Source organism: Sphingobacterium sp., from assembly GCF_032065005.1.
Taxonomy (GTDB): domain Bacteria; phylum Bacteroidota; class Bacteroidia; order Sphingobacteriales; family Sphingobacteriaceae; genus Sphingobacterium.
The window spans coordinates 83,497-96,012 of sequence record NZ_DAMBMM010000010.1; the positions used below are offsets into that span (position 1 = coordinate 83,497).

14 protein-coding genes are annotated in these 12,516 nt (G+C 37.2%); 9 read left to right on the plus strand and 5 right to left on the minus strand.

Annotated elements, in window-relative coordinates; translation table 11 throughout:
• Window positions 1–8: 8 nt before the first annotated feature.
• Window positions 9–314, minus strand: coding sequence for a DUF4134 domain-containing protein (locus RT138_RS15440; RefSeq protein WP_115170698.1), 306 nt, complete (start codon window positions 312–314; stop codon window positions 9–11).
• A gap of 587 nt (window positions 315–901) precedes the next feature.
• Between RT138_RS15440 and RT138_RS15445 the strand changes: the two genes are divergently transcribed.
• Both RT138_RS15445 and RT138_RS15450 read left to right on the plus strand, forming a co-directional pair.
• Window positions 902–3,073, plus strand: a complete 2,172-nt coding sequence (locus tag RT138_RS15445) for a TonB-dependent receptor plug domain-containing protein (RefSeq protein WP_313191397.1) — start codon at window positions 902–904, stop codon at window positions 3,071–3,073.
• 5 nt (window positions 3,074–3,078) lie between these two features.
• Entirely contained in the window at window positions 3,079–3,873 is a 795-nt protein-coding gene (locus tag RT138_RS15450) for a cation transporter (RefSeq protein WP_091100928.1), read from the plus strand.
• 60 nt (window positions 3,874–3,933) lie between these two features.
• On the opposite strand, the gene RT138_RS15455 is transcribed toward RT138_RS15450, so the two are convergent.
• The 4 genes from RT138_RS15455 to RT138_RS15470 are packed head-to-tail and all read right to left on the minus strand — an operon-like array spanning window position 3,934 to window position 6,027.
• On the minus strand, window positions 3,934–4,569 hold the full coding sequence (locus RT138_RS15455; RefSeq protein WP_313191398.1) for a conjugal transfer protein TraD: 636 nt from the start codon (window positions 4,567–4,569) through the stop codon (window positions 3,934–3,936).
• A 2-nt stretch (window positions 4,570–4,571) separates the two neighbouring features.
• A complete protein-coding gene (locus RT138_RS15460; protein WP_313191399.1) occupies window positions 4,572–4,844 on the minus strand; it encodes a DUF3408 domain-containing protein in 273 nt (90 codons plus the stop codon).
• Window positions 4,844–5,248: a DUF3408 domain-containing protein gene (locus RT138_RS15465; protein WP_313191400.1), complete on the minus strand. Its 405-nt coding sequence runs from the start codon at window positions 5,246–5,248 to the stop codon at window positions 4,844–4,846. Before RT138_RS15465 ends, RT138_RS15460 begins: the two co-directional genes overlap by 1 nt.
• An 11-nt stretch (window positions 5,249–5,259) precedes the next feature.
• Window positions 5,260–6,027 (minus strand): ParA family protein, encoded by a 768-nt coding sequence (locus RT138_RS15470; protein ID WP_313191401.1) that lies wholly within the window; start codon window positions 6,025–6,027, stop codon window positions 5,260–5,262.
• Window positions 6,028–6,715: 688 nt separating this feature from the next.
• Here RT138_RS15470 and mobA point away from each other — a divergent pair.
• The 7 genes from mobA to RT138_RS15505 all read left to right on the plus strand — a co-directional run bounded on the left by mobA (window position 6,716) and on the right by RT138_RS15505 (window position 12,454).
• Window positions 6,716–7,147 carry a conjugal transfer protein MobA gene (gene mobA / locus RT138_RS15475; protein ID WP_002993194.1) on the plus strand — a complete coding sequence of 144 codons (432 nt, stop codon included), beginning with the start codon at window positions 6,716–6,718 and terminating at the stop codon, window positions 7,145–7,147.
• A gap of 8 nt (window positions 7,148–7,155) precedes the next feature.
• Entirely contained in the window at window positions 7,156–8,436 is a 1,281-nt protein-coding gene (gene mobB, locus RT138_RS15480) for a conjugal transfer protein MobB (RefSeq protein WP_148917755.1), read from the plus strand.
• 96 nt (window positions 8,437–8,532) lie between these two features.
• Entirely contained in the window at window positions 8,533–8,907 is a 375-nt protein-coding gene (locus RT138_RS15485) for an ArsR/SmtB family transcription factor (protein ID WP_091100906.1), read from the plus strand.
• Complete coding sequence (merTP, locus tag RT138_RS15490; protein ID WP_148917756.1) at window positions 8,904–9,503, plus strand: mercuric transport protein MerTP; 600 nt, start codon at window positions 8,904–8,906, stop codon at window positions 9,501–9,503. The genes RT138_RS15485 and merTP overlap by 4 nt, the downstream gene beginning before the upstream one ends.
• 1 nt (window position 9,504) lies before the next feature.
• Window positions 9,505–9,711, plus strand: a complete 207-nt coding sequence (locus RT138_RS15495) for a GDCCVxC domain-containing (seleno)protein (RefSeq protein WP_148917757.1) — start codon at window positions 9,505–9,507, stop codon at window positions 9,709–9,711.
• Window positions 9,712–9,909: 198 nt separating this feature from the next.
• Window positions 9,910–11,913 carry a conjugal transfer protein MobC gene (gene mobC / locus RT138_RS15500; protein ID WP_313191421.1) on the plus strand — a complete coding sequence of 668 codons (2,004 nt, stop codon included), beginning with the start codon at window positions 9,910–9,912 and terminating at the stop codon, window positions 11,911–11,913.
• Between the two features lie 193 nt (window positions 11,914–12,106).
• Window positions 12,107–12,454, plus strand: a complete 348-nt coding sequence (locus tag RT138_RS15505; protein WP_313191402.1) for a DUF6660 family protein — start codon at window positions 12,107–12,109, stop codon at window positions 12,452–12,454.
• Window positions 12,455–12,516 lie beyond the last annotated feature (62 nt).

Consider the following 12,516-nt stretch of genomic DNA (forward strand, 5'->3'; position numbering starts at 1 on the left):
ATAAAGGATTACAGGAAGAATGAACGGAGGATGGTAGCCGCAACGATCAGGAAGATACAGGCACCGAACCACGATGCTGCTGTTTTACTTGTATCTGGATCGCCCGAACTAAATTTGTTGTACACCTTAACACCTCCAATTAGCCCAACAACGGCACCGATGGCATAAATTAATTGAGTTGCAGGGTCGAAATAAGAGGTGACCATTTGGGTAGCTTCGGTAATACCTGCTGTACCGTTTCCTTGTGCGAATGCACCCATTCCTGATAGCATTGCAACGACTGCCATCAACACTTTTTTTCTTTGTTTTTTCATAATTGAAACACATTAAATTGTTATTGTCTTCCCGCTTCTTGCGAGCTTCGTGACAAAGGTGTTTCAGAAATAAAGGAGTTGTAACAAAGTGGCAGTGAGAGGAATTGTTTGGCAGTGAGTGGCTGAATTGCTAAAGAAAATAGAGAGGTGTTGACAGGAAGAGAGAGGTTTTTACTATCTTCGTAAAATGAAATCCTTGTCGTACATATTAGCATTAATGGTTTTGGTCTTATCGACCTTGCCAAGCTTTATGGAAGATAAATGTTTTGACCTAGTGAATCAAACAACAAATAGTCAAGAACAAGATAGCGACGATTGCGGTATGGAATGTTGCTCGCCTTTTTCTAAATGCAATACCTGTACTGGATTTGTAATTACTTCCTTTTATGCTTTAACATCCAATTATGTCCAACAACCTAAAAAGAAATTAGGTGTAATAACAGCGTCAGCTGTTTCAGACTTCCTCTCTTCCATTTGGCAACCCCCTAAGATTAATTAATGTTTTTAGTGTCTTCGGCACAATAACAGATTACGGTGCTACAAACCGTCAATTCTCATTTTTCAAACATTAATGTTTTTTTTATACAATGAAAAAAATAGTCTTTGTGTCATTTTTTATGACACTAAATCTCTGTGTATTTGCACAAAACACTTTAAATGCTGTTATTAGAAACAGTGAAAACAAAAATCTTTTGATTGGAGTGACAGCATCTATAAAAGGAACCTCGCTTGCCGCTACATCAAACGAAAACGGTCTCATCATAATAGAAAATATTCCTGATGGGATACAGGAAATACATTTTAGCTATATCGGTTTTAACAACTATATAGATACATTGGAATTTCCATTAGCTGACAACAGTCCTATTGAAATCTTACTCAAAGAAAGTTCAGAGGAGTTAGAGGAAGTTGTCATTTCATCCACAAGAAGCACAAGGAGTATACAAAATATCCCTACCCGTATTGAATTTATTGGAAGTGAAGAACTGGGCGAAAAAGGGAACATGAAACCGGGAGATATTCGTATGCTTTTAGCGGAAAGCACAGGTATTCACGTACAAACCACTTCGCCTACCAGTGCCAATGCAAGTATTCGTATTCAGGGACTTGATGGAAGATATACACAAATCCTGAAAGACGGTTTCCCCATTTATTCAGGTGCTTCAAGTGGATTGGGTTTGTTACAGATACCACCACTTGACCTCAAACAAGTAGAAGTCATCAAAGGCTCTACATCTACACTATATGGAGGCGGAGCAATAGCTGGACTGGTCAATCTGATTTCCAAAACGCCGACCTATGAGAGAGATTTAGGTTTTCACCTCAATGGAACATCCGGCAGGGGTTTGGATATAAACGGCTTTTATGGACAAAGGTTTAATAAAATTGGAACAACTATATTTGCTTCCCATAACCGTAACGCAGCTTATGATCCTGCTAAGAACGGACTATCCGCTATTCCACAATTCGAACGCTATGTACTGAATCCGAAACTCTTCGTTTATTTCAATGAAAAGACGAAACTGAACTTCGGTATCAACACAACGATCGAGAGCCGTTTGGGAGGTGATATGCTTTACATCAAAGGAAATGGAGATAATACAAACCAATATTTTGAGGAAAATAAAACACAACGCTATTCCACACAATTTGTTTTCGACCATATCATCAATGAAAACAGTACTGTTCAAGTCAAAAATAGTGTAAGTTATTTTAACCGAAATACTACCATTCCAAACTATCAGTTTGAGGGAACACAAACAGCAAGTTTTACCGAAGCCAACTACACCAACAGTACTGAAAAATCGGAATGGGTCACAGGTATTAATATTTGGACGGATAATTTCAAAGAAAAGCAGATTATGGCATCTCCGTTGAGAGATTATAATCAGACTACATTCGGTGCTTTTGTACAAAATTCTTTTAATGCTACGGATTGGTTTCAATTGGAAACAGGTTTTAGAACGGATTATGTTGTGGATTATGGGGTGGTATTCTTACCGAGAGTTTCGGCTCTATTCCACATTGCCGAGGGCTTAACTTCACGAGTTGGTGGTGGATTTGGCTATAAAACACCTACCATTTTTACGGAAGAAAGCGAACGCCTACAATATCAAAATGTAATGCCCATTGACGACAAGACCAATAAATTGGAAAAAAGTTATGGAGCAAATGCAGACATCAATTACCGCACCTACATTGGGGAAGATTGGTCATTTAGCATAAATCAATTGTTCTTTTACACCTATTTGGATAATCCCTTGTTACTTGAAAACTCCTCGGCAAATCTGTATCAGTTTGTTAATTCTCCTGGCTACATCCATACCAAAGGAACAGAAACCAATATTAAAATTGGTTATGATGACCTGAAATTGTTTTTGGGTTATACCTATACAGATGCCCGATTACACCAAAATGGAACGACTGTAGAAAGCCCTTTAACACCAAAACACCGCATTAATTCCATCCTAATGTATGAAATAGAAGACAAATGGAAAATTGGTCTGGAAGCCTATTATTTCAGTCGCCAAAAACTGAATAATGGAACTACGGGCAAAGATTACTTTATTACTGGATTTATGGCTGAAAAGATTTGGGAAAGATTTTCTCTGTACATCAACTTTGAAAACTTCCTCGACACCCGACAAACACGCTTTGACAGCATTTATACAGGAACAATAACCAATCCAGTTTTTAAAGACATTTATGCACCTTTGGACGGATTTGTGATTAACGGAGGAATAAAATTTAAGCTTTAAAATAAATGGAAAAAACCATATTCAATATAACTAAAATGGATTGCCCAAGCGAGGAGCAATTAATCCGTATGAAACTGCAAGACTTTGATACGGTAAAAGGATTGGAATTCGATATAGCCAATAGAAAATTAGACGTTTATCACGATGGAAACCCAGAGCCAATTTTTTTGGCTCTGGGAACACTGAATCTAAATACGACATTGGTTTCAACCGAAAAAAGTAATTTCGTTGTTGAAACCGATACAAGCAACAAGCAACGGAAATTACTTTGGATCGTATTGATTATCAACTTCCTGTTCTTTGGATTGGAAATGTTATTCGGTGTTTTTTCAGGCTCAATGGGGTTGGTAGCCGATAGTTTGGATATGCTTGCCGACAGTGTCGTTTACGCATTGGCATTAATCGCCGTGGGTGGAACAATCGCTTTAAAAAACAACATCGCCAGATTTGCAGGATACTTCCAAGTCTTACTGGCTATTATAGGTTTCGTTGAAGTAATCAGACGTTTTATGGGAATTGAAGCTATGCCCGATTTCAAGACAATGATTGTCGTTTCAGTTTTAGCATTGATTGCAAACGTATTTTGCCTTTATCTTTTACAAAAGAACAAAAGTAAAGAAGCGCATATGCAGGCTTCGATGATATTCACATCAAATGATGTCATTATCAATTCGGGAGTTATTGTTGCTGGTCTTTTAGTTAATTGGCTCAATTCAAGTTATCCAGATTTGATTATTGGAGCTATTGTATTTGTAATTGTAGCAAGAGGGGCTTACAGAATATTGAAGTTGGCAAAGTGAATGTAAAAATAAGTTGAGCCTGAAAAACTAAATTTCAGGCTCAATTAAAATAATTCTGTATCAGATAAACTCCCCAATATCAAAATCATCTAAATCATTGTTCCGCAAAGAGGAAGAACCGGTTTCCGTTTCAGATGAGAGTGAGCTATCCAATAGCTTGGCAATTTTACTGGATGCACCCCTTATAGAATTTTCCAGCAGACTAAATAATTCGGTTCCCTGTATTTTCTGAACGATTGCTATCGCTGTTTCCTTTTGAGATGACTCCAGTTTTTCTTGCTGAAGCAACATCCCCACGGAGCTTAGTTCTTCAAAAGTAACCCCTTGGGCAAAACCATTATCGTCACCGGATATTCCGTACCTGGTCCATTCTTCTTCCTCTTCTTCAAAATCAGGTATATTTCTGAAAACTTCGTCCAGCTCTTCCTGCGGAATTTGAATACTTCTGTTTTCATTTTCGTCGTATTCAATGTCTAAATTATTGGTACTTACCTCTGGTTCCTCAATCTGGCGTTCATTGGCAGTGTTTGGCACTGAAAGGCGTTCTACGGGTTTGGGTTGTCCCATAATATCGGGTAGATCCGGATTGACTTTCTTTTGCAGAGGTTTTTGTTTTGACCTTTTCTTAATGATAATCTTATCCTGTAAAAGCAGGACAATGACTATCAACAGGCATATTACTATTACAATTTCCATGATCAAAGAATTGGTCTGTCCAAATTGTTATAAACTTCTCTCATTTCAGCCCCGAAATCATCGAAATGCTGTTGGAGCAGATTGTGTAAGTAATCTGAAAGTGTCAGCTTACCACCACCGACCATAAATACAAGTTGGGTAAGTTTGTGATGAAATTCTTTGTTGATATACACTGTTTTTCCGTTCCGAGCCAAAAAATCTGTTGGCGTAAGAAATGTCGTTTTGTATTCGGTTGTCCGTAAAACTTTTTTCGGTTTTTGCTTTGCTTTTTTCATTATAAAATTGGTTTAAAACGTTCGTTGAAATAATTTGTAACATCGTCTCCAAACTCCCTAAAATGGTGCTCAAGAATGTTGTCAATGTATGAATAGAGTGTAGTCTTTTCTTCTCTTGTTAATTGTACTATACGTAACAACCTTTCGTGATATTCCGGACGAATGTAAACGACCTTTCCGTTTCGACCTGAAGGAAAACGATTGACCAGAAATGTCTCCTCATAATCCACTTTCTTTAAGGAACTATTGCGGGCTTTTTCTTTTGGTTTTGTTTCCTTCTGTATTTGCTGTTGTTGAATAACTTCGGGTATAATAACAGATTGATTACCACTCATGATATTCATGATTAATTCTTCATCAACATCGGGCTTATCGAAATCTTTTCTTCTCTTATCTGTTGACATACTTAACTATTTTAGAGATTAACAATTTTTAAAAATTCTTCAATAAATAAATCCAGTCTCGTTACTTTCATTAGTTGAGGTTCGGCAGGTAACAGACTTGACCGAAATACACTGTTCGGTGTATCGTCCGTCTCTTTTCTGAAACGTTTACTATCCATTATCCGAGAATTCATCACAGATAAATCGAGTTCGTTAATAACGCTTTGATAAGCCTCGTATATTCCTGTTTTCTCTCGACCATCTACCTGATTCCAAAACATCCACATTTTCTGATCTTCATTACTCTCCTCCGTTTCGGGTAAGCCAAGGAATGCTTTAGTAAAGCTCAGTGTACTTTCCATAACTAGACGGTCAGCACTGATTGGAGAAAAAATAAAATCCATTGTTCTTAAGGTCGTGAGCACACCTTTTGTATTAGCTGTTCCGGGAAGGTCAAAAAAAGTTATATCAGGCTCTATTGCAGATTGATTTACGTACTCTAAAGCCTTTGACAAGGCATCCTCCGGTTTACAATTGATAATCGGATATGCTTTTTTATTGATACTTTGATACAACTTCATTGCAGCCCTTTTATGGTAATCATTCTGCATAATAGTTTTCAAATCCCTTTCCCTCATATTGGCTAAGCTGTGTTGTGGAAAATCACAATCCAGTACAAGGACATTAAAACCTAAACGATAATGCAATACACTTGAAAGTAATGCGGTCATAGTAGATTTTCCAACACCGCCTTTAGGCGTTGAAAAACTGATTTTTAAAGTTTTCTTTTTTGTTTCCATTATTTAAAGATTTATTGTTACATATTTTATTTGTTTGGCAGGTTTGAATATTGGTTTGTTTAAATAGTACCTATTTCCTATATGCCTGTATTCCCCTTTTGGAAATTTTCTTGATTGTTATTTTCTTTTATTACTGCTTGGTGGGTAATCATTTTTAGCAACTGGAAAACCTTACAACTTGTAAATTGCTTTACCGCTTTTATGCTTTTACAGTTTTATGTTTTTAAAACCCTATGCTTTTATTCCAAAATTTCTGTACTAAAACCCAATTTATTTTTTATCCTCATTACATTTTTTATTACCTGCACTAAAACTATACGGCAAATAAAGCGATTGAATCGGCTCGTTATTAATGTGTGGTAGTCTTTGGCATCCAAAGGCAGTGTTTGGCTATGTGTCTGATTGTGATGCTCTCATAAGTAGTGTTTTACTTTGTATATAGAATTTTATTAACAGATTTATGCAAAGGCATCTTGAGGAACTGGACAAAAGCAGAACGGCATCAAGCCGTTTTTCCCTGCTACATTTAATCCGTCCCGAAGGGCGGATTTTTGTGTTCACCAGAACACGGCAAGTTGTGTTTTGAGCATCTCGAAAAGATTTCCGATGCTCAAAACAACTTGCCCTGCCGGGGGCAGAAAACGTCCTCCGAAGTCGGCGTTTTGTATGAATTAAAAATGGATTAGTGATGAATGAAAACAGCAGAAAGCAGTTAAAAAAGGGCGGGCGTCCTCTAAAAAACGATCCCGCTAAAATCCGGTACACGATTTCCTTTAATGAGGAAGAGCATGCCCGTTTTCTTGACTTATTTGAAAAGTCCGGTATGCAGGTTAAGGCACATTTTATAACCTCTTGCATCTTCGATAAGACGATAAAATCTGTTAAAATAGACAAAGGAACAATTGATTTTTATATGCGATTGACTTCGTTTCACAGTCAATTTCGATCTATTGGCGTGAATTATAATCAGGTCGTAAAGCTATTGTATAAGAACTTTTCGGAGAAAAAGGCAGCAGCATATCTCTATAAATTGGAAAAACATACGGCTGAAATGACCGCCTTGTTTAAAGAAATTGTCCAGATAACGGAAGAATTTGATGTAAAATATCTGAAAAAATAACAGCAGAAATGATTGCGAAAATTGGTAGAAGCGCAAATTTATACGGAGCCTTGGCATATAATCAGCTCAAAGTGGAGAACGAAAATGGACAAATTTTGTTCGCCAATAAGATAATTGAAACGCCAAGCGGAGCATATACCGTTTCTCAATTAACCCAATCTTTTGAGCCGTACCTTATCGCAAATCGCAATACGCAATATCACACCTTGCATATTTCGCTCAATCCCGACCCGAAAGATAAAGTTAGCGATGACAAGTATCGGGAAATGGCACAAGAATATATGCGGGAAATGGGTTACGGCGAACAGCCTTTTGTGGTCTTCAAACATACCGATATTGACCGTAGTCATATCCATATCGTATCGGTCTGCGTGGACGAACAGGGCGTGAAAATTTCGGATAGTTTTGAGAAAATGCGGTCTATGAGTGTATGCCGTGAACTGGAAAGAAAACACGGTCTGATACCCGCAACGGACAAAGAACGTAATCACAATGATAAGGTTTTTCGTCCGGTGGATTATCGGGCAAGTGATATAAAAAGTCAGATTGCTTCGGTCATTCGCCACTTGCCGAACTATTATCAATACCAAACTTTGGGAGAATACAATGCTTTGCTTTCCCTGTTCAATATTACCACCGAGAAAGTGGAGGGAGAATTACACGGAAAGGCACAGCAGGGTTTATTGTACATTCCATTGAATGAGAAAGGTGAAAGAGCAGGACATCCGTTCAAGGCTTCGTTTTTCGGAAAGAACGCAGGGCTTCCGGCTTTGGAATTGCATTTTGCGAAATGCAAAACAACCCTGAAAGATACCGCAACCAAACAGACTTTAAAATCAGCCGTTACCATTGCCCTGCAATCCACAAACAATGAACAGGCTTTTAAAAAACAATTAGGGGAGCAAGGGATTAATGTAGTGGTTCGTCGGAATGAAACTGGTCGTATTTACGGAATGACTTTTATTGACCACAACTCTAAAAGCGTTTGGAACGGTTCACGATTGGCAAAAGAACTTTCTGCCAATACCTTTAATGATTATTGGAACAATAATATCAAAGCGGAGATTAAAGAGCCAGTTGCACCCCTACCAAAATTGTCCAAACCAACTGATACGGAGGATTTACCTGCGGAAGAACCACATCATTTGTTCGACTTCTTAAATACTGAAAAACACGAAGACGGTTTGATAGAAGCCTTTGGAGGTTTGCTCATACCTGAAGCACAGGGGGAAGATTACGAGGAACAGGATTTTGCTAATAGGATGAAGAAAAAGAAAAGAAGACTATAGTAAGTCATCTTTTGGAATTAAAATCTGCTTTTAAAACGATTTGTTAAATTGTATTTTAGCATTTGCTTAAATAAACGAATTAACTATATTTGCACTATGGGTAATAATTCTTGTATACGTCAACAAGCAGACATTGAACAAATAAACCGCTGTAAAGACCGGGTTTTAGAGCTTAACGATTCGTTTGATTATTTATCGAATGGGCTTGAATTGGCAGGAAATACCGTAAGACTTAAAATTCTCTTCCTACTTTACGAAGAAAAACGACTTTGTGTTTGCGATATAAGCGACGTTCTTGGAATGACAATCTCGGCAGTTTCACAACATTTACGAAAACTTAAAGACCGTAATCTAGTAGAAACAGACAGGGAGGCCCAAACTATTTTTTATTCATTGACCAAGGAATATGAAAAAATGCTGAAACCGTTTTTTAAAATACTTGACGAAAACAAAATTTTAGAAACATTATGAAAACTGACAAAAAACTAATCGGAGCAGGACTTTTAACAGCAATTGCAGCTTCATTGTGTTGTATTACTCCAGTCTTGGCTTTAGTAGCAGGAACAAGCGGACTTGCTTCTACTTTTTCTTGGCTCGAACCTTTCAGACCGTATTTTATCGGTTTGACAATTTTGGTTCTTGGTTTTGCTTGGTATCAAAAGTTGAAACCTAAAAAGCAAATTGACTGCAACTGTGAGACAGAAGAAAAACCAAAATTCATTCAGTCAAAAATGTTTTTAGGAATTGTAACAGCATTTGCAATCGTTATGCTTGCCTTTCCATACTATTCAAGCATTTTCTACCCAAAGAAAGAAAAGCAAATCATAGTAGTGGACAAATCCAATATTAAAAAAATAGAATTTACGATTAGCGGTATGACTTGTGAAAGTTGTGGCGAACACGTAAATCACGAAGTAAATAAATTGACAGGAATAATAAGTTCAAACGCATCTTACGAAAATGGAAATGCAATCGTAGAATTTGACAACTCAAAAACAAACATTTCTGAAATCGAAAAAGCAATAAACTCAACAGGATATTCTGTAGCTGACAAAAAAGAAAATTAAAATGGAAATCAAATTACAATCAACAATAACTTGTCCCAACTGCGGACACAAGAAAGAAGAAACAATGCCGACAGACGCTTGTCAATATTTTTACGAATGTGAAAAGTGCAAACATGTTCTTAAACCAAAGCAAGGCGACTGTTGTGTTTATTGTAGTTATGGAAATGTTCCTTGTCCACCTATTCAGCAAAACAAAAAATGTTGCTAACGGGTATAAAACAAAAGAAGGTCGATATAACTAAAGTATTTTTATTTTACTACCTATAAATATTACTATATAAAAGGGGTATAGAAGCTATACCTCTTATGACCCAGCCGAACCCTGCCACTCACCGCCATCCACTACCACTTTTCCAAAGCCAATCTTTATAGTCTTTAAATTCACGCCCGAACATTAAAATTAAAAATAATGCAAGGAGAAGACGATTTAAGAGGTTTAGCCAAAATAATGGCTTTTATGAGAGCAGTTAGTATTCTATTAGTACTGATGCATCTTTATTGGTTTTGTTATGGTTTCTTTATGGAACGTGGCTGGACACTAGAAGTAATCAATAAAATATTAGGGAATTTTGACCGAACAGCCGGTTTGTTTTCGCATACTTTATATACCAAAGTATTTGCAATCGTGTTATTGGCTTTAAGCTGTTTGGGAACCAAAGGCGTGAAGAACGAGAAGATAACCTGGTCAAAGATTTACGTGGCTTTGGGAATTGGTTTTTTGCTGTTCTTTCTGAATACACCACTGTTAAAGTTGTCGCCCATCATTGGCACATTCTTTTATATACTGACTATCGGACTAGGTTATATTGCTTTGCTGATGGCTGGGGTTTGGATAAGCAGGTTATTGAAAAACAACCTGATGGATGATGTTTTCAATATGGAGAACGAAAGTTTTATGCAGGAAACCAAATTGATGGAAAATGAATATTCCGTAAACCTGCCTACTAAATTTTGGTACAATAAAAAGGAACACAAGGGCTGGATCAATATCGTAAATCCTTTCAGAGCAACGATTGTTTGGGGGACTCCGGGTTCTGGTAAATCGTATGCCGTCGTTAACAATTATATCAAGCAACAAATTGAAAAAGGTTTTTCGATGTATATCTACGATTTCAAGTTTGACGACCTTTCTACTATTGCTTATAATCATTTATTGAAACATCAGGATAAGTACGAAATAAAACCAAAGTTCTACGTCATCAACTTTGACGATCCACGCAAGAGCCATCGTTGCAATCCGCTCAATCCAGATTTTATGACTGACATATCCGATGCTTATGAAGCCGCTTACACGATTATGTTGAACCTCAACAGAAGCTGGATACAAAAACAAGGAGATTTCTTTGTCGAATCTCCAATTATTCTTTTAGCGGCTATCATCTGGTTTTTAAAAATTTACGAGAATGGTAAGTATTGCACCTTTCCACACGCCATTGAATTGCTGAATAAAAAGTATTCGGATGTATTTACCATTTTAACTTCGTATCCTGATTTGGAAAACTATCTTTCACCATTTATGGATGCTTGGCAAGGCGGAGCACAAGACCAGTTGCAGGGACAAATTGCATCGGCTAAAATCCCTTTGTCACGAATGATATCACCGCAGTTGTATTGGGTAATGACAGGCGATGATTTTTCATTGGACATCAACAACCCCAAAGAACCTAAGATACTTTGTGTAGGTAATAACCCCGACAGACAAAATATTTACTCCGCAGCTTTAGGACTCTACAATTCGAGAATTGTCAAACTCATTAATAAGAAAGGGCAGTTAAAGAGTTCGGTTATCATAGACGAATTGCCGACGATATATTTCAGGGGCTTGGACAACCTGATAGCCACTGCCCGTAGTAATAAGGTTGCTGTGTGTTTGGGCTTTCAGGATTTTTCGCAATTAACCCGAGATTATGGCGATAAGGAAAGCAAAGTAATTCAAAACACCGTAGGTAATGTATTCAGTGGACAGGTTGTAGGAGAAACGGCAAAAAGCCTTTCGGAACGCTTCGGAAAAGTATTGCAGAAACGCCAGAGCATGACCATCAACCGTAACGATAAATCGACCTCTATATCCACACAATTAGACAGCCTTATTCCGGCTTCCAAAATTTCAACCTTAACGCAGGGTATGTTTGTCGGTTCTGTATCGGATAATTTTGACGAGCGTATCGAACAAAAGATATTTCACGCAGAAATCGTGGTCGATAATGAAAAGGTAGCCGCCGAAACAAAAGCCTATCAAAAGATACCGCAAATCCTATCCTTTGTAGATGAGCAAGGCGAGGATAAAATGAAGCAGGAAATTGAAAGCAATTACCGTCAGATAAAATCAGATATTCTGCATATCGTCGAAAGTGAAATGGAACGGATTAAGAATGACCCGAACTTACAGCATTTGATACAGCAAGAGTAATAAAGGTACAAGTGGAAATTTTTAGTATAGACTAAAAAATATTGGCGATACTTCTTCTTAAATTTAGTATGGAGTGTCGCCAATATTGTTTTGAACAGTATGTAAAACAAATATTCAGAATGAAAAAGGATATTATATAAAATAGTAATTATTCAAAACAATGCAATGCCATTGCATTACTTTTTTACTAACTTTGCAAAAGAATATGAAAGTCTTTTTTTCCATATTGGCAATTTATATGATGGCGGTATTTTTAATGCCTTGTACCGATATGTATGAAAAGGAGAGTTTTCAAAACCATAACCATTCAGAAGAATTAGCCCATAAAGCAAGCCACGACCATCAGGAAAAACCTGATATGTGCAGTCCGTTTTGTTTATGCGGTTGTTGTGGAATGGTGTCGGGCATAGTGCTTCAATGGAATGTATATAACTTAGTTAAGAAGACCTTTGACTTGTCTAAGGCCAAAGTTTACTATAAATCTATCTTTATATCCCTCTATCTGGGAGAAATTTGGCAACCGCCAAAGATTAATGCATAATTTTTAATGTTTTAATGATTACAGCTTAATGCTAACAGCGTTAGCTTGGTTTTTAGGGTATT

Excerpts from the sequence above, each read along its gene's own strand:
- RT138_RS15440 (WP_115170698.1), bottom strand. The coding sequence starts at position 314 with ATGAAAAAACAAAGAAAAAAAGTGTTGATGGCAGTCGTTGCAATGCTA.
- RT138_RS15445 (WP_313191397.1), top strand. The coding sequence starts at position 902 with ATGAAAAAAATAGTCTTTGTGTCATTTTTTATGACACTAAATCTCTGT.
- RT138_RS15450 (WP_091100928.1), top strand. The coding sequence starts at position 3,079 with ATGGAAAAAACCATATTCAATATAACTAAAATGGATTGCCCAAGCGAG.
- RT138_RS15455 (WP_313191398.1), bottom strand. The coding sequence starts at position 4,569 with ATGGAAATTGTAATAGTAATATGCCTGTTGATAGTCATTGTCCTGCTT.
- RT138_RS15460 (WP_313191399.1), bottom strand. The coding sequence starts at position 4,844 with ATGAAAAAAGCAAAGCAAAAACCGAAAAAAGTTTTACGGACAACCGAA.
- RT138_RS15465 (WP_313191400.1), bottom strand. The coding sequence starts at position 5,248 with ATGTCAACAGATAAGAGAAGAAAAGATTTCGATAAGCCCGATGTTGAT.
- RT138_RS15470 (WP_313191401.1), bottom strand. The coding sequence starts at position 6,027 with ATGGAAACAAAAAAGAAAACTTTAAAAATCAGTTTTTCAACGCCTAAA.
- mobA (WP_002993194.1), top strand. The coding sequence starts at position 6,716 with ATGAATGAAAACAGCAGAAAGCAGTTAAAAAAGGGCGGGCGTCCTCTA.
- mobB (WP_148917755.1), top strand. The coding sequence starts at position 7,156 with ATGATTGCGAAAATTGGTAGAAGCGCAAATTTATACGGAGCCTTGGCA.
- RT138_RS15485 (WP_091100906.1), top strand. The coding sequence starts at position 8,533 with ATGGGTAATAATTCTTGTATACGTCAACAAGCAGACATTGAACAAATA.
- merTP (WP_148917756.1), top strand. The coding sequence starts at position 8,904 with ATGAAAACTGACAAAAAACTAATCGGAGCAGGACTTTTAACAGCAATT.
- RT138_RS15495 (WP_148917757.1), top strand. The coding sequence starts at position 9,505 with ATGGAAATCAAATTACAATCAACAATAACTTGTCCCAACTGCGGACAC.